This window comes from Streptomyces sp. NPDC020807 (genome assembly GCF_040641575.1).
Classification (GTDB): domain Bacteria; phylum Actinomycetota; class Actinomycetes; order Streptomycetales; family Streptomycetaceae; genus Streptomyces.
The window spans coordinates 411,591-431,306 of the sequence record NZ_JBFADU010000002.1; the positions used below are offsets into that span (position 1 = coordinate 411,591).

Sequence of the window (19,716 nt, forward strand, 5' to 3'; positions counted from 1 at the left end):
CATGGCATACGGTGTGAAGATCGCCAAGGGCGACGCTTACAAGCGTGCTGCCAAGGCGCGCCGCCACATCCGCATCCGCAAGAACGTGTCGGGTACGGCGGAGCGTCCGCGCCTCGTCGTGACGCGTTCGAACCGCGGCATCACCGCTCAGGTCATCGACGACCTCAAGGGTCACACCCTTGCGTCGGCGTCGAACCTGGACGCGTCGATCCGTGGCGGCGAGGGTGACAAGTCCGCGCAGGCCAAGCAGGTCGGCGCCCTGGTCGCCGAGCGCGCCAAGGCCGCCGGTGTCGAGGCTGTCGTGTTCGACCGTGGTGGCAACAGGTACGCCGGGCGCATTGCCGCTCTGGCTGACGCCGCCCGCGAAGCCGGGCTGAAGTTCTAAGCCCCGGTTCCGGGACTAACGGACGTAACAGAGAGAGGTAATCCAATGGCTGGACCCCAGCGCCGCGGAAGCGGTGCCGGTGGCGGCGAGCGGCGGGACCGGAAGGGCCGCGACGGTGGCGCTGCCGCCGAGAAGACCGCGTACGTTGAGCGCGTTGTCGCGATCAACCGCGTCGCCAAGGTTGTCAAGGGTGGTCGTCGCTTCAGCTTCACCGCGCTCGTCGTGGTGGGTGACGGTGACGGCACCGTAGGTGTCGGTTACGGCAAGGCCAAGGAAGTTCCCGCGGCCATTGCCAAGGGCGTCGAGGAAGCCAAGAAGAACTTCTTCAAGGTTCCCCGCATCCAGGGCACCATCCCTCACCCGATCCAGGGCGAGAAGGCCGCGGGCGTCGTCCTGCTCAAGCCGGCTTCCCCCGGTACCGGTGTTATCGCCGGTGGCCCGGTGCGTGCCGTGCTCGAGTGCGCCGGTATCCACGACATCCTGTCGAAGTCGCTCGGCTCCGACAACCAGATCAACATCGTGCACGCGACCGTGGAGGCCCTGAAGGGCCTGCAGCGTCCCGAGGAGATCGCGGCTCGCCGTGGTCTGCCCCTCGAGGACGTCGCTCCCGCGGCTCTGCTCCGTGCGCGTGCTGGGGCGGGTGCGTAATGGCTCGCCTCAAGGTCACGCAGACGAAGTCGTACATCGGCAGCAAGCAGAACCACCGCGACACCCTGCGCTCGCTTGGCCTCAAGAAGGTCAACGACGTGGTTGTCAAGGAGGACCGCCCCGAGTTCCGCGGCATGGTGCACACCGTCCGCCACCTCGTGACGGTCGAGGAGGTTGACTGACATGGCGGAGACCAACCCGCTGAAGGCCCACAACCTCCGTCCCGCCCCCGGCGCCAAGACCGCGAAGACCCGTGTCGGTCGTGGTGAGGCGTCGAAGGGTAAGACGGCCGGTCGTGGTACCAAGGGCACCAAGGCCCGTTACCAGGTTCCGGAGCGCTTCGAGGGTGGGCAGATGCCCCTCCACATGCGCCTCCCGAAGCTCAAGGGCTTCAAGAACCCGTTCCGCACCGAGTACCAGGTCGTGAACCTGGACAAGCTGACCGCGCTCTACCCGCAGGGTGGCGAGGTCACGGTGGCCGACCTGGTCGCCAAGGGTGCGGTTCGCAAGAACCAGCTCGTCAAGGTCCTCGGCCAGGGCGAGATCACCGTGGCGCTGCAGGTGACGGTTGACGCCGTCTCCGGCTCCGCCAAGGAGAAGATCGCCGCTGCCGGCGGCACCGTCACCGAGCTCGTCTGAGTCCGGTAGACAACAGCACTGAGCAAGCCCGGCCGGTTCCCCCTCGGGGGAGTCGGCCGGGCTTCTCGGCGTTCCGGGGCCGTCCCCCGAGGTGATGGACTTCCGCGGCTCCGCCCGCGGGCCCCGCTCCTCCGGACCGCCCTTCGAAAGAGGGTTCCTCACCGGCTCGCGGGGCGGACGGCCGACCGAAGTCGGACCGTGGACACCCGGAGCCACCCCGTGGCGGGGATGCGCGCAAAAGGGGTATCCACCGTTGGTCGTTCCTAGGCGGGCATGGTCGCCGGTAAGGTGGCGTGCACTGTCTAGACTCCGTGCGGTATGCCCGCACGGGATTGAAGACCGATAACCAATCGTCGAACCTCAAGACCGTCACCCTTGACGCATAGCGCGGGGGTCGCAGGAGGCACCGTGCTCACCGCGTTCGCCCGGGCGTTCAAGACGCCCGACCTGCGCAAGAAGCTGCTCTTCACGCTCGCCATCATCGTGCTGTACCGCCTCGGGGCCCACATCCCGGTCCCCGGCGTCAGCTACGAGGCCGTCCAGCAGTGTGTGAAGCAGGCCAGCGAGGGCAACAACAGCCTGTTCGGCCTGGTCAACATGTTCAGTGGCGGAGCGCTGCTGCAGATCACCATCTTCGCGCTCGGCATCATGCCGTACATCACGGCGAGCATCATCCTGCAGCTGCTCACCGTCGTGATCCCGCGTCTCGAGGCCCTCAAGAAGGAGGGCCAGTCCGGCACCGCCAAGATCACGCAGTACACGCGGTACCTGACCGTCGCGCTGGCCGTCCTGCAGGGCACCGGCCTCGTCGCCACCGCCAAGAGCGGTGCGCTCTTCAGCGGCTGCGTCGTCGCCGACCAGGTCGTCCCCGACCAGTCGATCTTCACCATCGCCACCATGGTCATCACGATGACCGCGGGTACCTGTGTCGTCATGTGGCTCGGTGAGCTCATCACCGACCGCGGCATCGGCAACGGCATGTCGATCCTGATGTTCATCTCGATCGCCGCCGGCTTCCCGGGCGCGCTGTGGGCCATCAAGGAGAGCGGCAAGCTCGCCAAGGGCTGGATCGAGTTCGGCACCGTCATCCTCATCGGCTTCGTGATGGTGGCCCTCGTGGTCTTCGTCGAGCAGGCCCAGCGCCGCATCCCGGTGCAGTACGCGAAGCGCATGATCGGTCGGCGTTCCTACGGCGGTACGTCCACTTACATCCCGCTCAAGGTGAACCAGGCAGGTGTGATTCCTGTCATCTTCGCCTCGTCGCTTCTCTACATCCCGGCGCTGATCGCGCAGTTCTCGAACAGCACCGCCGGCTGGAAGACCTGGATCGAAGCCCACTTCGTCAAGGGTGACCACCCCTACTACATCGCCACGTACTTCCTCCTGATCGTGTTCTTCGCCTTCTTCTACGTGGCGATCTCGTTCAACCCCGAGGAAGTTGCGGACAACATGAAGAAGTATGGTGGCTTCATCCCGGGCATCCGGGCTGGTCGACCTACTGCCGAGTACCTCAGCTATGTGCTCAACCGGATCACCTGGCCGGGCTCGCTGTACTTGGGTCTGATCGCTCTTGTGCCGACGATGGCGTTGGCAGGCTTCGGTGGCGCCAATGCCAACTTCCCCTTCGGCGGGACGAGCATCCTCATCATCGTGGGTGTGGGGCTGGAGACCGTGAAGCAGATCGAGAGCCAGCTCCAGCAGCGCAATTACGAAGGGTTCCTCCGCTGATGCGAATCGTCCTCGTCGGACCGCCCGGGGCAGGCAAGGGTACGCAGGCCGCGTACCTCGCCAAGAACCTGGCCATTCCGCACATCTCCACGGGTGACCTGTTCCGTGCGAACATCTCGCAGGGCACGCCGCTGGGTGTGGAGGCTCAGTCGTACATGAAGGCCGGCCAGCTCGTGCCGGACTCCGTGACGATCGGGATGGCCAAGGACCGTATGGAGCAGGGGGACGCCGTGAACGGCTTCCTGCTCGACGGGTTCCCGCGCAACGTGGCCCAGGCCGAGGCTCTGGACGAGATCCTCAAGGAGGGCGACGTCCAGCTCGACGCGGTCCTCGACCTGGAGGTCCCCGAGGACGAGGTCGTGAAGCGGATCGCGGGTCGCCGCATCTGCCGCAACGACTCCGCGCACGTGTTCCACGCGACCTACAACGCTCCCAAGGTCGAGGGCGTCTGCGACGTCTGCGGCGGCGAGCTGTACCAGCGCGAGGACGACTCCGAGGAGACCGTGCGCAAGCGGCTGGAGGTCTACCACACGGAGACCGAGCCGATCATCGACTACTACCGGGCGCAGAACCTGGTCGTGACGATCTCCGCGCTCGGCAAGGTGGACGAGGTCACCGCCAAGGCGATGGAAGCGCTTCAGAAGTAACACCCCGGTTCGTGCGATACGGCCGCGGTGCCCGTGAGGGGCGCCGCGGCCGTATCGTTGTTCTGTCCCGTGTACACGCAAGAAAGGCCCGCCACGATGGTGCAGATCAAGACCCCCGAGCAGATCGCGAAGATGCGCGAGGCCGGGCTGGTCGTCGCCGCCATCCACGCGGCAACGCGCGAGGCGGCCGTGCCGGGCGCCACGACGAAGGACCTGGACGAGGTCGCGAGGAAGGTCATCGCCGACCACGGGGCGAAGTCGAACTTCCTCGGGTACGGGGGCTTCCCCGCGACGATCTGCACCTCGGTGAACGAGGTCGTCGTCCACGGCATCCCCGACGACAAGACCGTCCTCAAGGACGGCGACATCATCTCCATCGACGCGGGCGCGATCGTGGACGGCTGGCACGGCGACGCGGCCTACACGGCCTTCGTCGGCACCGGGCACGCGCCGGAGCTCGTGGAGCTCTCCCGGGTGACCGAGGAGTCGATGTGGGCCGGCATCGCGGCCATGAAGCTGGGCAACCGCCTCGTGGACATCTCGAAGGCGATCGAGACGTACATCAAGCGGCAGCCGCGTCCGGCCGTGGGCGACCACAGCCTCGGCCGCTACGGGATCATCGAGGACTACGGCGGCCACGGCATCGGTACGGAGATGCACATGGACCCGCACCTCCTGAACTACGTCTCCCGCAAGCGCGGCAAGGGTCCCAAGCTGGTCCCCGGCCTCTGCCTGGCCATCGAGCCCATGGTCTCCCTCGGCACCCCGCACACGGAGGTCCTGAAGGACGACTGGACCGTCATCACGACCGACAACACGTGGTCCTCCCACTGGGAGCACTCCATCGCCCTGACGGAGGAGGGCCCGCTGGTCCTGACGGCCGTCGACGGCGGCAAGGCGAAGCTCGCGGAGCTGGGTGTCACGGCGGCCCCGGACCCGCTGGCGTAGCCCGGGACCGTACGCTGGCGTAGTCGTTCTTTTCTGCGGCGTGGTTCCTTGCGTAAGGATCACTCCGGGTGGGCAAACTTCCCGGATTCGTCTTTTCCAGGTGCCTGGCGTAGACTGACGCGTCGGCTCTCTTGCGCCCGTGTGTCCGCACCCGGCCCGGAGAGTCGATCAAGGTAGCCGATTCGAAAGGCGAAGCGTGGCCAAGAAGCAAGGTGCCATCGAAATCGAGGGCACCGTGATCGAGTCCCTCCCGAACGCCATGTTCAAGGTGGAGCTCCAGAACGGTCACAAGGTCCTCGCGCACATCTCCGGCAAGATGCGGATGCACTACATCCGAATCCTTCCGGACGACCGGGTCGTCGTGGAGCTCTCTCCGTACGACCTGACGCGTGGCCGGATCGTCTACCGGTACAAGTAGATCTTGCCCGCACCCGCGCCGTTCCGCGCGGGTGGTGGCACTGACCCGGAGAACCTCACATCCCATGAAGGTCAAGCCGAGCGTCAAGAAGATCTGCGACAAGTGCAAGGTGATCCGCCGTCACGGCCGGGTCATGGTCATCTGCGACAACCTGCGCCACAAGCAGCGCCAGGGCTGACGCACGCCGACCGACCTGCATTTCGCAGTTCTTCGCGCGACGCATAGCAATACGTACATACGCAGAGCCCGCCCAGCCCTCAAGGGTCGGCGGTACCTCCGGCGGGGGCCGGAGACCCGACTCGTACCTCACACGGCGGTCGGGAGCGGCTCTGCAGCAGACCCCCGAGAACACAGGAGCCATTAGTGGCACGCGTTTCCGGTGTTGACATCCCGCGCGAAAAGCGTGTGGTGGTCGCACTCACCTACGTCTTCGGCATCGGGCGTACCCGTTCCGAGGAGATCCTCGCCGCGACCGGCGTGAACCCCTCCACCCGTGTCCGCGACCTTGCCGAGGAAGACCTCGTCAAGATCCGCGAGTACGTGGACGCCAACCTCCGGACCGAGGGTGACCTCCGCCGCGAGATCGCCGCCGACATCCGCCGCAAGGTCGAGATCGGCTGCTACCAGGGTCTGCGCCACCGTCGTGGCCTGCCCGTTCGCGGTCAGCGCACCAGCACGAACGCTCGTACCCGCAAGGGCCCGCGTCGCGCCATCGCCGGCAAGAAGAAGCCGGGCAAGAAGTAGTCCTCAGCGGACGCTTGACCAAGCGGTCTTCGCTGTAGGACCGACCACCTCCCGTAGGAGTAAGAGATGCCCCCCAAGGGTCGTCAGGGCGCTGCCAAGAAGGTGCGCCGCAAGGAAAAGAAGAACGTCGCTCACGGCCACGCGCACATCAAGAGCACGTTCAACAACACGATCGTCTCGATCACGGACCCGTCCGGCAACGTGATCTCCTGGGCCTCCGCCGGCCACGTCGGCTTCAAGGGCTCGCGCAAGTCCACCCCCTTCGCCGCGCAGATGGCCGCCGAGTCGGCCGCGCGTCGCGCGCAGGAGCACGGCATGCGCAAGGTTGACGTCTTCGTCAAGGGTCCCGGCTCCGGCCGCGAGACCGCGATCCGCTCCCTCCAGGCCACGGGCCTCGAGGTCGGTTCGATCCAGGACGTCACCCCCACGCCGCACAACGGCTGCCGTCCCCCCAAGCGCCGCCGCGTCTGACGCACGGCTGCTTGACCGAGGACTTTCGGGCGGTACGGCTCTTCGGACCGTGCCGCCCGTACCCTTGCAGTAGGCATTTCCGTAGGACGTCAAATAGTGGGCGTCCACGACTGAAGGATTGAACGCATGCTGATCGCTCAGCGTCCGTCGCTGACCGAAGAGGTCGTCGACGAGTTCCGCTCCCGGTTCGTGATCGAGCCGCTGGAGCCGGGCTTCGGTTACACCCTCGGCAACTCCCTCCGCCGTACCCTCCTCTCCTCGATCCCGGGTGCCGCTGTCACCAGCATCCGCATCGACGGTGTCCTGCACGAGTTCACCACCGTGCCGGGCGTCAAGGAGGACGTCACCGACCTGATCCTCAACATCAAGCAGCTGGTCGTCTCCTCGGAGCACGACGAGCCGGTCGTGATGTACCTGCGCAAGCAGGGCCCGGGTCTGGTCACCGCCGCCGACATCGCGCCCCCGGCCGGTGTCGAGGTGCACAACCCCGACCTCGTCCTCGCCTCGCTCAACGGCAAGGGCAAGCTGGAGATGGAGCTGACCGTCGAGCGCGGTCGCGGCTACGTCTCCGCCGTGCAGAACAAGCAGGCGGGCCAGGAGATCGGCCGCATCCCGGTCGACTCCATCTACTCGCCCGTTCTCAAGGTCACCTACAAGGTCGAGGCGACCCGAGTCGAGCAGCGCACCGACTTCGACAAGCTCATCGTCGACGTCGAGACCAAGCAGGCCATGCGCCCGCGTGACGCCATGGCGTCCGCCGGCAAGACCCTGGTCGAGCTGTTCGGCCTGGCGCGCGAGCTCAACATCGACGCCGAGGGCATCGACATGGGCCCGTCCCCCACGGACGCCGCCCTTGCCGCCGACCTCGCGCTGCCGATCGAGGAGCTCGAGCTCACCGTTCGTTCGTACAACTGCCTCAAGCGCGAGGGCATCCACTCCGTGGGTGAGCTCGTCGCCCGCTCCGAGGCCGACCTGCTCGACATCCGCAACTTCGGTGCGAAGTCGATCGACGAGGTCAAGGCGAAGCTGGCCGGCATGGGCCTCGCGCTCAAGGACAGCCCGCCCGGATTCGACCCGACCGCCGCCGCCGACGCCTTCGGCGCCGACGACGACGCGGACGCCGGTTTCGTCGAGACCGAGCAGTACTAAGAGCTCGGGCCGCAAGGCCCGTTCCCCGCGCCCCTTCCGGGGGGCGCGTGTCTCCGACGGGTAACCGCCCGCTCGGACACTGACATCGGTACCTCATACGGCCGGTGCAGATCACAAGGAGAAACACCATGCCGCGTCCCGCCAAGGGTGCCCGTCTCGGTGGCAGCGCCGCTCACGAGCGTCTGCTGCTCGCCAACCTGGCGAAGTCGCTCTTCGAGCACGGCCGCATCACGACGACCGAGGCCAAGGCCCGCCGCCTGCGCCCCGTCGCCGAGCGCCTGATCACCAAGGCGAAGAAGGGCGACATCCACAACCGTCGCCTGGTGCTGCAGACGATCACCGACAAGGGCATCGTCCACACCCTCTTCACCGAGATCGCCCCGCGCTACTCGGAGCGTCCGGGTGGTTACACCCGTATCACCAAGGTCGGCAACCGTCGTGGCGACAACGCCCCGATGGCCGTGATCGAGCTGGTCGAGGGCGAGATCGCCAAGAAGGCGACCGTCGCCGAGGCCGAGGCCGCTGCCAAGCGCGCCGTCAAGGAGGCCGACGCGGCCGCCGAGGCTCCGGCTGAGGAGTCGAAGGACGCGTAAGCGTTCCTGAGAGCTTTCTCTCGCGGGCCCGTACCCCTCTCGGGGGGTGCGGGCCCGCTGCTGTATTCGATGGTTCTGAGAGGATCTTCCGCGTGAGCAGCGATGACGTGCAGGACGGGTTCGTACGGGTTCGGCTGGACCTTTCGTACGACGGCAAGGACTTCTCCGGCTGGGCCAAGCAGGCCCAGGGGCAGCGGACCGTGCAGGGCGAGATCGAGGACGCCCTGCGGACCGTGACGCGGTCGAAGGAGACGTACGAGCTGACCGTCGCGGGCCGGACCGACGCCGGCGTGCACGCGCGCGGCCAGGTCGCCCACGTCGACCTGCCCGTCGACGTGTGGGCCGAGCACCAGGACAAGCTGCTGCGGCGGCTCGCCGGGCGGCTCTCCCACGACGTCCGGGTGTGGAAGGTGGCCGAGGCCCCCGCCGGGTTCAACGCACGGTTCTCCGCGGTCTGGCGGCGGTACGCCTACCGGGTCACCGACAACCCCGGCGGCGTCGACCCGCTCCTGCGCGGGCACGTCCTGTGGCACGACTGGGCCCTCGACATGGACGCCATGAACGAGGCCGCCACCGCGCTCGTCGGCGAGCACGACTTCGCCGCCTACTGCAAGAAGCGCGAGGGCGCGACCACCATCCGCACGCTCCAGGTGCTGCGGTGGGAGCGGCGCGAGGACGGGATCCTGGAGGCGACCGTCAAGGCGGACGCCTTCTGCCACAACATGGTCCGCTCGCTCGTCGGCGCCCTGCTCTTCGTCGGCGACGGGCACCGGCCCGTGGACTGGCCGGGCAAGGTGCTCGCGGCCGGTGTCCGGGACTCGGCCGTGCACGTCGTACGGCCGCACGGCCTCACCCTCGAAGAGGTCGGCTACCCGGAGGACGCGCTGCTCGCCGCCCGCAGCCGGGAGGCGCGCAACAAGCGGTCACTCCCCGGGAGCGGCGGCTGCTGCTGAGGCCTGGGTGCGCCCGCGGGCGTAGATCTGGTTGAACGCGAAGGTGCCGAGGTCGTCGCTGGCCTGGAAGACGGCCTTGTCGGCCTTGGTGACCTTCTTGCCGTTGGCGAAGCCGGCCTGGGTGAAGTACGCGTACCGGCCGAGCGAGTTCGCCCGGCGCAGGCACACGGTTCCGTGGCAGAACTCGCGGACGCCCGCGCCGGCGAGCGGGGCGATGCCGCCGCTGGCCTGGCTCTTCGCCTTGAGGGCCGCCGCCTCGGAGGGGAAGACGGCGACGCCGACGGTGATCGCCACGCCGTCCTTCACGTAGGTCGCGCGCAGGACCTTCTGGCAGCCGTTCTTCTTCAGGACGGTGCCGAGGGCGCCCTGCGTGGCGGTCGCGCAGTTCGTGGTGGTGGCCGTGGCCCCCTTCTTGTAGGGGCGCTTGTTCATGCTGAGCTTCTTGCCCGGGAAGAGGCCCTCGGCGCTGATCGGCGCCTTGTCCTTCTTCGGGTCCGAGATGTAGTCCTTCGGGTTCGGCGGGGGCGGCGGCGCCACCGAGGAGAAGGTCGGCTCGGGGGTGGGGGAGAAGCTGGGCGGGGTGTCGCCGGTGGTGGGGACGGTCCCGCCGTTCTTGGCCGACTCGTCGTTCTGCTTGTTCGTGGCCACGACGGCGGTGGCGACGATCGCGCCCACCGCCAGGGTGGCGAGGACGCCGGTGCCGACGAGCAGCCAGCGCCTGCGGCGGCCCCGGCTCTCGGAGGCGTCCGCCATGGCGCCCCAGTCAGGGGTGCCGGGGGAGGGGGGCTGCTGCCCGCCGTAGCCGGGCTGCTCCTGGCCGTACGCGGGCTGCCGGCCGTACGCCTCCGGGCCGTAGCCCTGGCCGTAGCCCTGCCCCTGCCCGTACCCCTGACCCTGCTGCCCGTACCCCGGCTGCTGACCGTGCCCCTGCTGCTGCGGCTCCTGCGGCCACTGCGGTCCCCCAAAGCTCATGCCGCGCATCCTAAACCGGTTGGGCGAAGGGGAGGTCGGCGGTGACAATGCACCTCATGGGACATGTCGAGGCCGCACATCTTGAGTACTACCTTCCCGACGGGAGGGTCCTGCTCGGGGACGTCTCCTTCCGGGTGGGGGAGGGCGCGGTCGTCGCCCTCGTCGGGGCCAACGGCGCCGGCAAGACGACCCTGCTCCGCCTGATCTCCGGGGAGCTCCAGCCGCACGGCGGCTCGGTCACCGTCAGCGGCGGGCTCGGCGTGATGCCGCAGTTCGTCGGCTCCGTACGGGACGAGTCCACCGTCCGTGACCTGCTGGTCTCGGTCGCCGAGCCGCGCATCCGGAAGGCCGCGAAGGCGGTCGACGAGGCCGAGCACCTGATCATGACGGTCGACGACGAGGCCGCGCAGATGAAGTACGCGCAGGCCCTCAGCGACTGGGCCGAGGCGCAGGGGTACGAGGCAGAGATCCTCTGGGACATCTGCACCATGGCCGCGCTGGGCGTCCCGTACGAGAAGGCGCAGTTCCGCGAGGTCAGGACGCTGTCCGGCGGTGAGCAGAAGCGACTCGTGCTCGAATCGCTGCTCCGCGGCCCGGACGAGGTGCTGCTCCTCGACGAGCCGGACAACTACCTCGACGTGCCCGGCAAGCGCTGGCTGGAGGAGCGGCTGCGGGAGACCCGCAAGACCGTGCTCTTCATCTCCCACGACCGGGAGCTGCTCTCCCGGAGCGCACAGAAGATCGTCGCGGTCGAGCCCGGCCCGGCCGGCTCGGACGTGTGGGTGCACGGCGGCGGCTTCGACACCTTCCACGAGGCCCGGCGCGAGCGCTTCGCCCGCTTCGAAGAGCTGAAGCGGCGCTGGGACGAGAAGCACGCCCAGCTGAAGAAGCTCGTCCTCAACCTGCGGCAGGCGGCGTCGGTCAGCCACGACATGGCCTCGCGGTACGCGGCCGCGCAGACCCGGCTGCGGAAGTTCGAGGAGGCCGGCCCGCCGCCGGAGCCGCCGCGCGAGCAGGACATCCGCATGCGGCTGCGCGGCGGACGTACCGGCGTAAGGGCTGTGACCTGCGAGAACCTTGAGCTGACCGGCCTGATGAAGCCGTTCTCGCTGGAGATCTTCTACGGGGAGCGGGTCGCCGTCCTCGGGTCGAACGGCTCCGGCAAGTCGCACTTCCTGCGGCTGCTCGCCGGGGACCCGACGGTCGCGCACACCGGCGACTGGAAGCTCGGCGCGCGGGTCGTGCCGGGCCACTTCGCGCAGACCCACGCCCACCCGGAGCTGGCCGGGCGCCCGCTCGTCGACATCCTGTGGACGGAGCACGCCAAGGACCGGGGCGCGGCGATGTCGATGCTGCGGCGGTACGAGCTGGAGCGGCAGGGCGACCAGTCCTTCGACAAGCTCTCCGGCGGGCAGCAGGCCCGCTTCCAGATCCTGCTCCTGGAGCTGGCCGGTACGACCGCGCTGCTCCTGGACGAGCCCACGGACAACCTGGACCTGGAGTCCGCCGAGGCGCTCCAGGACGGCCTGGAGTCGTACGAGGGCACGGTGATGGCCGTCACGCACGACCGCTGGTTCGCGAAGAGCTTCGACCGGTACCTGGTCTTCGGCTCCGACGGCGTCGTGCGGGAGACCCCCGAGCCGGTGTGGGACGAGCGGCGGGTGGAACGCGCGCGGTGACCCGCGGGTGAGCCGATGACGCGCTGACCTGGGCACCCCCGGCGTTTTGACCCGCCGGGGGTGGCGCGGGTACTGTTGCGGTTTGTTATGCGTACTGGGTTCGTCGTCTTCGTACGACAGGCCGGTGCGCAGGTTCCCTGGAGCAGTTACCAGTGGCTCGCATACGGGCAGTGATCCCGGCAGTGCAGGCCCCAGCTGCATGATCGCTTCAGGTGTGTCTGGACTCCATCCACTGAAGAAGCGAAGGCTACGAAGTGCGTACGTACAGCCCCAAGCCCGGCGATGTCACTCGCCAGTGGCACATCATCGACGCGCAGGACATCGTCCTGGGCCGTCTGGCGACGACGGCTGCGAACCTCCTGCGAGGCAAGCACAAGCCCGTCTACGCCCCCCACATGGACATGGGCGACTTCGTCATCATCATCAACGCTGACAAGGTCCACCTGTCCGGCAACAAGAAGACCCAGAAGATGGCCTACCGCCACTCTGGCTTCCCGGGTGGTCTGCGCTCCGTCCGTTACGACGAGCTGCTCGACAAGAACCCCGAGAAGGCCGTCGAGAAGGCCATCAAGGGCATGATCCCCAAGAACTCCCTGGGCCGTCAGATGCTCTCGAAGCTGAAGGTCTACGCGGGCGAGAACCACCCCCACGCTGCCCAGCAGCCGGTTCCGTTCGAGATCACCCAGGTCGCGCAGTAATTCCGGCCACACCCCCTAAGAACGAAAGAAATCTGAGGAGAATCGTGGCCGAGACCACCCCCGAGACCCCCGTCGACGAGTTCGAGGGCGTCGAGGAGTACACCACCGAGACCGAGCTCGTCGAGGGTGACTACACCTCCGAGTCGCTCGCGTCCCGCTTCGGCGACCCGCAGCCGGCCGCCGGCCTGGGCCGTCGCAAGAACGCCATCGCCCGCGTCCGGATCGTTCCGGGCACCGGCAAGTGGAAGATCAACGGTCGCACCCTTGAGGACTACTTCCCCAACAAGGTGCACCAGCAGGAAGTCAACGAGCCCTTCAAGGTGCTCGAGCTCGACAACCGCTACGACGTCATCGCCCGCATCGCGGGTGGCGGTGTCTCCGGCCAGGCCGGCGCCCTGCGCCTCGGCGTGGCCCGTGCGCTGAACGAGGCGGACGTCGAGAACAACCGCCCGGCGCTGAAGAAGGCCGGCTTCCTCTCCCGCGACGACCGTGCGGTCGAGCGCAAGAAGGCCGGTCTCAAGAAGGCCCGTAAGGCCCCGCAGTACAGCAAGCGCTAATCACGCCTGCTCGGACTGTTGCGTACGCCCCGGCGGCACTGCCCGTGCCGTCGGGGCGTACGTTTTTTCGTAGCCGCTTCTTTTCGCACCCTTCTTTCATCACCGGCTTTCAGACTTTCATCGGCGTGGGCACGCATTTCGGAGGACAGCTGTGGGACGACTCTTCGGCACTGACGGCGTACGCGGTGTCGCCAACGCGGACCTGACGGCGGAGCTCGCGCTCGGCCTGTCCGTCGCGGCGGCGCACGTGCTGGCCGAGGCGGGCACCTTCGAGGGGCACCGCCCGATCGCCGTGGTCGGCCGCGACCCGCGCGCGTCGGGTGAGTTCCTCGAGGCCGCCGTCGTGGCCGGTCTCGCCAGCGCCGGGGTCGACGTGCTGCGCGTCGGCGTCCTCCCCACCCCCGCCGTCGCCCACCTCACCGGCGTCCTCGGCGCCGACCTCGGCGTGATGCTCTCCGCGAGCCACAACGCGATGCCCGACAACGGCATCAAGTTCTTCGCGCGCGGCGGCCACAAGCTCGCCGACGAGCTGGAGGACAAGATCGAGGCCGTCTACGAGGAGCACCGCACCGGCGCTCCCTGGACCCGCCCGACCGGCTCCGGCGTCGGCCGCGTCCGCGACTACGACGAGGGCTTCGAGACGTACGTCTCCCACCTGCTCTCCGTCCTCCCGAACCGCCTCGACGGCCTCACGATCGTCCTCGACGAGGCGCACGGCGCCGCCTCCCGCGTCTCGCCCGAGGCCTTCACCCGGGCCGGTGCCCAGGTCGTCACCATCGGCGCCGAGCCGGACGGCCTCAACATCAACGACGGCTGCGGCTCCACCCACCTGGACCTGCTCCGCGCCGCCGTCGTCGAGCACGGCGCCGACCTCGGCATCGCCCACGACGGCGACGCCGACCGCTGCCTCGCCGTGGACGCCGCGGGCAACGAGGTCGACGGCGACCAGATCCTCGCCGTGCTCTCCCTCGCCATGCGCGAGGCCGGCACCCTGCGCGGCGACACGGTCGTCGCGACCGTCATGTCGAACCTGGGCTTCAAGCTCGCCATGGAGCGCGAGGGCCTGAACCTCGTCCAGACGGCGGTCGGCGACCGCTACGTCCTGGAGTCCATGAAGGTGAACGACTACGCGCTCGGCGGCGAGCAGTCCGGGCACGTCATCGTGCTCGACCACGCCACCACCGGCGACGGCACCCTCACCGGCCTGATGCTCGCCGCGCGCGTCGCGGCCACCGGCAAGCCCCTCGCGGAGCTCGCCGGCGTCATGGAGCGCCTGCCGCAGATCCTCATCAACGTGAAGGACGTCGACAAGTCGCGCGTCTCCACCTCCGCCGAACTCGCCACGGCCGTCGCCGAGGCCGAGCGCGAGCTCGGCACCACCGGCCGCGTCCTGCTGCGCCCCTCCGGCACCGAGCCGCTGGTCCGCGTCATGGTCGAGGCCGCCGACATCGAGCAGGCCCGCGCGGTCGCGCAGCGGCTCGCGGACGTCGTGAAGTCGGCGCTGGGGCTGACCGGCTGAGCCGACGTCACGGCCCGTACGACGTGAAGGCCCCGCCCCTCTTCTGATCCGAAGAGGGGCGGGGCCTTCCGCGTACGCTCGGCGTGCGCTCTCCTCGTGCGCTCGGCGTGCACTCCGCGTCAGAGCTTCGGGGCGCGCTGCCAGCGGCCCCGCTTGGTGCTCCACAGCGTCTTCTGGGCGTACAGCGTGAACGTGCCCGCCATGATGATGCCGAAGAGGTTGAGCAGGAGCTGCGCGATCGAGCCGCCCATCTGGGCCACCTCGCCGTAGGCCAGCGCGACCGCCGCGTTCGCGGCGGCCGGGATCGTCGTCACCGAGATCGCCACGCCCACCAGCGCGCCCGACTTCGACGACGTCAGCGAGAGCATGCCGGCCATGCCGGCGAGCAGCGCGACGACGAAGGAGAACAGGTCCGGCTGCCAGATGAAGCTGGTCTGCGGGCGCTCCGCGTCCAGCTTCTCCTTGCTGAACAGGCCGAGCGCGTCCATCCCCTCGCTGAACACCGTGGTGGCCAGGATCGCCATCGCGAAGCCCGCGAGCAGGGCGAGCATCGAGCGCGCCGCCAGCTTCGGGGCGCGCTGCACCATCGCCGTGCAGAACCCGGCGAGCGGGCCGAACTCCGGGCCGACCGCCATCGCGCCCACGATCAGGATCGCGTTGTCCAGGACGACGCCGCAGGCCGCGATCGCCGTCGCCAGGACCATGAACGCGCCGTACGTGAAGGAGAGCGTCGACTCCTCGTGCGTCGCGTCCGTCAGCTGCTCCCAGATGACCGCGTCGGCGGACGCGCCCGGGGCCGCCTTCTCGGCCGCGTCGGCGCGCGAGGAGAGCATGAGGTCGATGTTGGTGACGGCGATCGAACCGACGTGGTCGACCTCCAGATCCCTCAGTCTGCCGAGGAGTTCGTCCCCCGCCTCGCGGGCGAAGTCGCACATGACGACGTCCCCGAACGGTTCGCGGGACGCGCCTTCCAGCACCACCAGGTGGGTGGTGCCGACCGTCGACTCGAGCAACTGGACGACGGCCTTGGTGCGGTCGTTCGGGACGATGATCCGAAGGTGCAGCATGCGGCGAGCTTACGGAGACGGGCCCGCGCTCGCCCGCTGCGCGCGCTCAGAGCTTTCGCAGGCTGAGGCGTCGCACCTTGTGGTCCGGGCCCTTGCGGACGACGAGGGTCGCCCGGCCCCGGGTCGGCGCCACGTTCTCCAGCAGGTTGACCTTGTTGACGGTCCGCCACATCGTCCGGGCGTACTCCATGGCCTCCTCCTCGGAGACCTGGGTGAAGCGCTGGAAGTACGAGGACGGGTCCTGGAACGCGGTGTCGCGGAGCTTGCGGAAGCGGTTGAGGTACCAGCGCTCGATGTCCTCGGCCCGCGCGTCCACGTACACCGAGAAGTCGAAGTAGTCGGCGAGGCCGACCCGGGTGCGGCCGTCCTTGCCGGGCAGGGCCGGCTGGAGGACGTTCAGGCCCTCGACGATGAGGATGTCCGGGCGGCGGACGACCAGCCGCTCGCCGGGGACCCGGTCGTAGATCAGGTGCGAGTAGACCGGGGCGGTCACCTCCTCCTTGCCCGCCTTGACGTCCGCGACGAAGCGGGTGAGCGCCCGGCGGTCGTACGACTCCGGGAAGCCCTTGCGGGACATCAGGCCTCGGGCCTTGAGCTCCTCCATCGGGTAGAGGAAGGCGTCCGTGGTGACGAGCTCGACGCGGGGGTGCTCGGGCCAGCGGGCGAGGAGGGCCTGGAGGAGGCGGGAGACCGTCGACTTGCCCACGGCGACGGAGCCGGCGACTCCTATGACGAAGGGGGTGCCGCGCTGCTCGGCGTTCTCGCCGAGGAAGGTGTTCAGCGCGCCGCGGAGGCCGCTGGTGGCCTTCACGTACAGGTTGAGGAGCTGGGAGAGCGGGAGGTAGACGTCCCGCACCTCGTCGAGGTCGATGACGTCCCCGAGACCGCGGAGCCGCTCGACCTCGTCGGCGGTGAGGGGGAGCGGGGTCTTGTCGCGGAGCGCGCTCCACTCGGCGCGGGTGAAGTCGACGTACGGGGTCGGCTCGGAGGAGCGGCGGGAGGGGGTGCCGCCGCCGGTCTTGCTGCTGCCGCGGCAGGCGTCCTTGCGCGGGGTCGCTTGGCCCGGACAGTCTTCCTCGGGGGGACACTCTCCGTTGGCGGAGCCGCCCCCGTCGGGGGAACCGTCTCCGTTGGCGCTTCGTGGCGGCGAACTGATCACCCCGCCATTGTCGGGGGTCGAGGGCGTGCGTGGGTCGTGGGGTCGGTCACGCGGTGGTCATGCCACGGTCATCCGGCCCGCCGGTCCTCCCCGGCCGGGCCGGCCCCGGTGGTCCTCCCCGGCCGGTGGTCACCCCCGCTCCCCGGTGTCACCTGAACGCGCGGGCGCCGAACCCCGCAGACTCCTGCCTTCCGGGCGCCCCGCGCCCTACGCTTCCGACATGTGCGGAATCGTGGGATACGCCGGCGGGCAGTCGGCACTTGACGTGGTGGTCGCGGGCCTCAAGCGGCTCGAATACCGGGGCTACGACTCGGCCGGTGTCGCGGTGCTCTCCGACGGGGGCCTCGCCGCGGCGAAGAAGGCCGGCAAGCTCGTCAACCTGGAGAAGGAACTCGTCGACCGGCCCCTCCCCGGCGGCTCCGTCGGCATCGGACACACCCGCTGGGCCACCCACGGCGGGCCGACCGACGTCAACGCGCACCCGCACCTCGACAACGCCGGGCGCGTCGCCGTCGTCCACAACGGCATCATCGAGAACTTCGCCGCCCTCCGCGAGGAGCTCACCGAGCGCGGCCACGACCTCTCCTCCGAGACCGACACCGAGGTCGTCGCCCACCTCCTCGCCGAGGAGTTCTCCTCCGTCGGAGACCTCGCCGAGTCCATGCGGCTCGTCTGCCGGCGGCTCGAAGGCGCCTTCACCCTCGTCGCCGTCCACGCCGACCAGCCCGGCGTCGTCGTCGGCGCCCGGCGGAACTCGCCGCTCGTCGTCGGCGTCGGCGAGGGCGAGAACTTCCTCGCCTCCGACGTCTCCGCCTTCATCGCGCACACCCGGTCCGCGATCGAACTCGGCCAGGACCAGGTCGTCGAGCTGACCAGGGAGGCCGTCACCGTCACCGACTTCGAGGGCGCGCCCGCCGAAGTACGGGCCTACCACGTCGACTGGGACGCCTCGGCCGCCGAGAAGGGCGGCTACGCCTCCTTCATGCTCAAGGAGATCGCCGAGCAGCCCAAGGCCGTCGCGGACACCCTCCTCGGACGGATCGACGGCTCGGGGCGGCTCGCCCTCGACGAGGTGCGGATCCCCGACGCGGTGCTCCGCGAGGCCGACAAGGTCGTCATCATCGCCTGCGGCACCGCCTTCCACGCCGGGCTCATCGCCAAGTACGCCATCGAGCACTGGACCCGCATCCCCTGCGAGGTCGAGCTCGCCAGCGAGTTCCGCTACCGGGACCCGATCCTCGACCAGCGGACGCTGGTCGTCGCGATCTCGCAGTCCGGCGAGACCATGGACACGCTGATGGCGCTGCGGCACGCGCGCGAGCAGGGCGCGAAGGTGCTCGCCGTGTGCAACACGAACGGGTCGACGATCCCGAGGGAGTCGGACGCGGTCCTCTACACGCACGCCGGCCCCGAGGTCGCCGTCGCCTCCACCAAGGCGTTCCTGACCCAGCTCGTGGCCTGCTACCTGCTCGCGCTGTACCTCGGGCAGGTGCGGGGGACCAAGTGGGGCGACGAGATCCACGCCGTCGTGCGCGAGCTCGCGCGGATCGGCGACGAGGTCGAGCGGGTCCTGGAGACGATGGAGCCGGTACGGGCTCTCGCGCGCTCCCTGGCCGGGAAGGACACCGTCCTCTTCCTCGGGCGGCACGTCGGCTACCCCGTGGCCCTGGAGGGCGCGTTGAAGCTCAAGGAGCTCGCGTACATGCACGCGGAGGGGTTCGCCGCCGGGGAGCTCAAGCACGGGCCGATCGCACTCATCGAGGAGGACCTGCCGGTCGTCGTGGTCGTCCCCTCGCCCAGGGGACGGTCCGTACTCCACGGCAAGATCGTCTCCAACATCCAGGAGATCCGGGCGCGGGGGGCGCGGACGATCGTCATCGCGGAGGAGGGCGACGAGGCGGTCGTCCCGTACGCCGACCACCTGATCCGCATCCCCGCCACACCGACGCTGCTCCAGCCGCTGGTCTCGACCGTGCCGCTCCAGGTCTTCGCTTGCGAGCTGGCGACGGCGCGGGGGAACGAGGTGGACCAGCCGCGGAACCTGGCGAAGTCGGTGACGGTGGAGTGAGGCGCGAAGGCCGTGCGAGAGTGACGCCATGATCATTGGGGTGGGGATCGACGTGGCGGAGATCGACCGGTTCGCCGCGTCGGTCGAACGGACTCCGGCGATGCTCCAGCGCCTCTTCGTCGAGCGCGAGCTGCTGCTCCCGAGCGGGGAGCGGCGCGGCATCGCCTCCCTCGCGGTGCGCTTCGCCGCGAAGGAGGCACTCGCGAAGGCGCTGGGCGCGCCGGGCGGGCTGCTGTGGACCGACGCGGAGATATACGTCGAGCCGACGGGGCAGCCGAGGCTGCGGGTACGGGGGACCGTGGCGGCGCGGGCGGCGGAGCTCGGGGTTCGGCACTGGCACGTGTCGTTGAGCCACGACGCGGGGGTGGCGTCGGCGGTGGTGATCGCGGAGGGGTAGGGCGGGTGGGGTGCCCGGTGCGGGCTGGTCGGTGGGCGGCGCCTGCGGCGGGCCTTCACCCCACCCCGCCCCTTCCCGAAACCGGGGGCAAGCCCCCGGACCCCGTACGGCCTGCGGCCTTGCCCTCAGGCGCCGGGCGGGCTGGGGTGCCGAGGCTCCGCCCCGGACCCCGTACGGCCTGCGGCCTTGCCCTCAGGCGCCGGGCGGGCTGGGACTGCGGCGGGGCTGCGCCCTGGACCCGGTACGGTCTGCGGCTGCGTCCTCGGGCGCCGGGCGG

23 protein-coding genes are annotated in these 19,716 nt (G+C 69.3%); 20 read left to right on the forward strand and 3 right to left on the reverse strand.

The genetic code is table 11. The annotated features are described in order from the left end of the window. The first annotated feature begins 1 nt into the window (after nucleotide 1). The 14 genes from rplR (at nucleotide 2) to truA (ending at nucleotide 9,323) form a co-directional block, all read left to right on the forward strand. Nucleotides 2-385 (forward strand): 50S ribosomal protein L18, encoded by a 384-nt coding sequence (gene rplR, locus AB0G79_RS05035; RefSeq protein ID WP_015035587.1) that lies wholly within the window; start codon nucleotides 2-4, stop codon nucleotides 383-385. Between the two features lie 45 nt (nucleotides 386-430). Next, on the forward strand, nucleotides 431-1,033 hold the full coding sequence (gene rpsE, locus AB0G79_RS05040; RefSeq protein ID WP_360800239.1) for a 30S ribosomal protein S5: 603 nt from the start codon (nucleotides 431-433) through the stop codon (nucleotides 1,031-1,033). Next, nucleotides 1,033-1,215 carry a 50S ribosomal protein L30 gene (gene rpmD, locus AB0G79_RS05045; RefSeq protein ID WP_015035589.1) on the forward strand — a complete coding sequence of 61 codons (183 nt, stop codon included), beginning with the start codon at nucleotides 1,033-1,035 and terminating at the stop codon, nucleotides 1,213-1,215. Before rpsE ends, rpmD begins: the two co-directional genes overlap by 1 nt. 1 nt (nucleotide 1,216) lies before the next feature. Beyond that, on the forward strand, nucleotides 1,217-1,672 hold the full coding sequence (gene rplO, locus AB0G79_RS05050; protein WP_360800242.1) for a 50S ribosomal protein L15: 456 nt from the start codon (nucleotides 1,217-1,219) through the stop codon (nucleotides 1,670-1,672). 408 nt (nucleotides 1,673-2,080) lie between these two features. Beyond that, nucleotides 2,081-3,400 carry a preprotein translocase subunit SecY gene (secY, locus tag AB0G79_RS05055; protein ID WP_360800245.1) on the forward strand — a complete coding sequence of 440 codons (1,320 nt, stop codon included), beginning with the start codon at nucleotides 2,081-2,083 and terminating at the stop codon, nucleotides 3,398-3,400. Then, a complete protein-coding gene (locus AB0G79_RS05060; RefSeq protein WP_360800248.1) occupies nucleotides 3,400-4,047 on the forward strand; it encodes an adenylate kinase in 648 nt (215 codons plus the stop codon). The genes secY and AB0G79_RS05060 overlap by 1 nt, the downstream gene beginning before the upstream one ends. 96 nt (nucleotides 4,048-4,143) lie before the next feature. Then, complete coding sequence (gene map / locus AB0G79_RS05065) at nucleotides 4,144-4,995, forward strand: type I methionyl aminopeptidase (protein WP_189800374.1); 852 nt, start codon at nucleotides 4,144-4,146, stop codon at nucleotides 4,993-4,995. A 196-nt stretch (nucleotides 4,996-5,191) separates the two neighbouring features. After that, on the forward strand, nucleotides 5,192-5,413 hold the full coding sequence (gene infA, locus AB0G79_RS05070) for a translation initiation factor IF-1 (RefSeq protein ID WP_003956442.1): 222 nt from the start codon (nucleotides 5,192-5,194) through the stop codon (nucleotides 5,411-5,413). Nucleotides 5,414-5,477: 64 nt separating this feature from the next. Then, nucleotides 5,478-5,591, forward strand: coding sequence for a 50S ribosomal protein L36 (gene rpmJ / locus AB0G79_RS05075; protein WP_003956441.1), 114 nt, complete (start codon nucleotides 5,478-5,480; stop codon nucleotides 5,589-5,591). Nucleotides 5,592-5,776: 185 nt separating this feature from the next. Then, nucleotides 5,777-6,157 carry a 30S ribosomal protein S13 gene (gene rpsM, locus AB0G79_RS05080; protein ID WP_030209021.1) on the forward strand — a complete coding sequence of 127 codons (381 nt, stop codon included), beginning with the start codon at nucleotides 5,777-5,779 and terminating at the stop codon, nucleotides 6,155-6,157. 66 nt (nucleotides 6,158-6,223) lie between these two features. Next, the gene (gene rpsK, locus AB0G79_RS05085) at nucleotides 6,224-6,628 is read left to right on the forward strand and encodes a 30S ribosomal protein S11 (protein WP_003956432.1); all 405 of its coding nucleotides are present in this window, start codon (nucleotides 6,224-6,226) and stop codon (nucleotides 6,626-6,628) included. A 126-nt stretch (nucleotides 6,629-6,754) separates the two neighbouring features. Next, entirely contained in the window at nucleotides 6,755-7,777 is a 1,023-nt protein-coding gene (locus AB0G79_RS05090) for a DNA-directed RNA polymerase subunit alpha (RefSeq protein WP_071373341.1), read from the forward strand. A 128-nt stretch (nucleotides 7,778-7,905) separates the two neighbouring features. Continuing rightward, nucleotides 7,906-8,370, forward strand: coding sequence for a 50S ribosomal protein L17 (gene rplQ, locus AB0G79_RS05095; protein ID WP_360800254.1), 465 nt, complete (start codon nucleotides 7,906-7,908; stop codon nucleotides 8,368-8,370). Nucleotides 8,371-8,462: 92 nt separating this feature from the next. Further along, nucleotides 8,463-9,323 carry a tRNA pseudouridine(38-40) synthase TruA gene (gene truA, locus AB0G79_RS05100; RefSeq protein ID WP_360800257.1) on the forward strand — a complete coding sequence of 287 codons (861 nt, stop codon included), beginning with the start codon at nucleotides 8,463-8,465 and terminating at the stop codon, nucleotides 9,321-9,323. Here the strand turns inward: truA and AB0G79_RS05105 are convergent. Next, the gene (locus AB0G79_RS05105; RefSeq protein WP_360800260.1) at nucleotides 9,294-10,295 is read right to left on the reverse strand and encodes a hypothetical protein; all 1,002 of its coding nucleotides are present in this window, start codon (nucleotides 10,293-10,295) and stop codon (nucleotides 9,294-9,296) included. The genes truA and AB0G79_RS05105 overlap by 30 nt on opposite strands. A gap of 56 nt (nucleotides 10,296-10,351) precedes the next feature. Here AB0G79_RS05105 and AB0G79_RS05110 point away from each other — a divergent pair, with 56 nt between their 5' ends. From AB0G79_RS05110 to glmM, 4 genes are all read left to right on the forward strand, one after another. Further along, on the forward strand, nucleotides 10,352-11,974 hold the full coding sequence (locus tag AB0G79_RS05110; RefSeq protein ID WP_360800263.1) for an ATP-binding cassette domain-containing protein: 1,623 nt from the start codon (nucleotides 10,352-10,354) through the stop codon (nucleotides 11,972-11,974). 254 nt (nucleotides 11,975-12,228) lie between these two features. Continuing rightward, nucleotides 12,229-12,672 carry a 50S ribosomal protein L13 gene (rplM, locus tag AB0G79_RS05115; protein WP_041130788.1) on the forward strand — a complete coding sequence of 148 codons (444 nt, stop codon included), beginning with the start codon at nucleotides 12,229-12,231 and terminating at the stop codon, nucleotides 12,670-12,672. Nucleotides 12,673-12,716: 44 nt separating this feature from the next. Beyond that, entirely contained in the window at nucleotides 12,717-13,229 is a 513-nt protein-coding gene (rpsI, locus tag AB0G79_RS05120; RefSeq protein ID WP_188269149.1) for a 30S ribosomal protein S9, read from the forward strand. 151 nt (nucleotides 13,230-13,380) lie between these two features. Next, a complete protein-coding gene (gene glmM / locus AB0G79_RS05125) occupies nucleotides 13,381-14,748 on the forward strand; it encodes a phosphoglucosamine mutase (RefSeq protein ID WP_360800267.1) in 1,368 nt (455 codons plus the stop codon). 119 nt (nucleotides 14,749-14,867) lie between these two features. Here glmM and AB0G79_RS05130 read toward each other — a convergent pair whose 3' ends face one another. Together AB0G79_RS05130 and coaA are read right to left on the reverse strand one after the other, a co-directional pair. After that, nucleotides 14,868-15,815, reverse strand: coding sequence for a DUF389 domain-containing protein (locus AB0G79_RS05130; protein WP_360800270.1), 948 nt, complete (start codon nucleotides 15,813-15,815; stop codon nucleotides 14,868-14,870). A gap of 46 nt (nucleotides 15,816-15,861) precedes the next feature. Beyond that, entirely contained in the window at nucleotides 15,862-16,974 is a 1,113-nt protein-coding gene (gene coaA, locus AB0G79_RS05135) for a type I pantothenate kinase (protein WP_360800273.1), read from the reverse strand. A gap of 220 nt (nucleotides 16,975-17,194) precedes the next feature. Here coaA and glmS point away from each other — a divergent pair, with 220 nt between their 5' ends. Then, a complete protein-coding gene (gene glmS, locus AB0G79_RS05140) occupies nucleotides 17,195-19,042 on the forward strand; it encodes a glutamine--fructose-6-phosphate transaminase (isomerizing) (RefSeq protein WP_360800275.1) in 1,848 nt (615 codons plus the stop codon). Between the two features lie 28 nt (nucleotides 19,043-19,070). Next, nucleotides 19,071-19,439, forward strand: a complete 369-nt coding sequence (locus tag AB0G79_RS05145) for a holo-ACP synthase (protein WP_360800278.1) — start codon at nucleotides 19,071-19,073, stop codon at nucleotides 19,437-19,439. Nucleotides 19,440-19,716: the final 277 nt, after the last annotated feature.

Coding starts and splice junctions, on each gene's coding strand:
- AB0G79_RS05090 (WP_071373341.1), top strand. CDS start 6,755: ATGCTGATCGCTCAGCGTCCGTCGCTGACCGAAGAGGTCGTCGACGAG.
- rpsK (WP_003956432.1), top strand. CDS start 6,224: ATGCCCCCCAAGGGTCGTCAGGGCGCTGCCAAGAAGGTGCGCCGCAAG.
- AB0G79_RS05145 (WP_360800278.1), top strand. CDS start 19,071: ATGATCATTGGGGTGGGGATCGACGTGGCGGAGATCGACCGGTTCGCC.
- rplO (WP_360800242.1), top strand. CDS start 1,217: ATGGCGGAGACCAACCCGCTGAAGGCCCACAACCTCCGTCCCGCCCCC.
- glmS (WP_360800275.1), top strand. CDS start 17,195: ATGTGCGGAATCGTGGGATACGCCGGCGGGCAGTCGGCACTTGACGTG.
- AB0G79_RS05105 (WP_360800260.1), bottom strand. CDS start 10,295: ATGAGCTTTGGGGGACCGCAGTGGCCGCAGGAGCCGCAGCAGCAGGGG.
- rpmD (WP_015035589.1), top strand. CDS start 1,033: ATGGCTCGCCTCAAGGTCACGCAGACGAAGTCGTACATCGGCAGCAAG.
- rpsE (WP_360800239.1), top strand. CDS start 431: ATGGCTGGACCCCAGCGCCGCGGAAGCGGTGCCGGTGGCGGCGAGCGG.
- AB0G79_RS05060 (WP_360800248.1), top strand. CDS start 3,400: ATGCGAATCGTCCTCGTCGGACCGCCCGGGGCAGGCAAGGGTACGCAG.
- map (WP_189800374.1), top strand. CDS start 4,144: ATGGTGCAGATCAAGACCCCCGAGCAGATCGCGAAGATGCGCGAGGCC.
- rpmJ (WP_003956441.1), top strand. CDS start 5,478: ATGAAGGTCAAGCCGAGCGTCAAGAAGATCTGCGACAAGTGCAAGGTG.
- AB0G79_RS05110 (WP_360800263.1), top strand. CDS start 10,352: ATGGGACATGTCGAGGCCGCACATCTTGAGTACTACCTTCCCGACGGG.
- rplR (WP_015035587.1), top strand. CDS start 2: ATGGCATACGGTGTGAAGATCGCCAAGGGCGACGCTTACAAGCGTGCT.
- AB0G79_RS05130 (WP_360800270.1), bottom strand. CDS start 15,815: ATGCTGCACCTTCGGATCATCGTCCCGAACGACCGCACCAAGGCCGTC.
- rplQ (WP_360800254.1), top strand. CDS start 7,906: ATGCCGCGTCCCGCCAAGGGTGCCCGTCTCGGTGGCAGCGCCGCTCAC.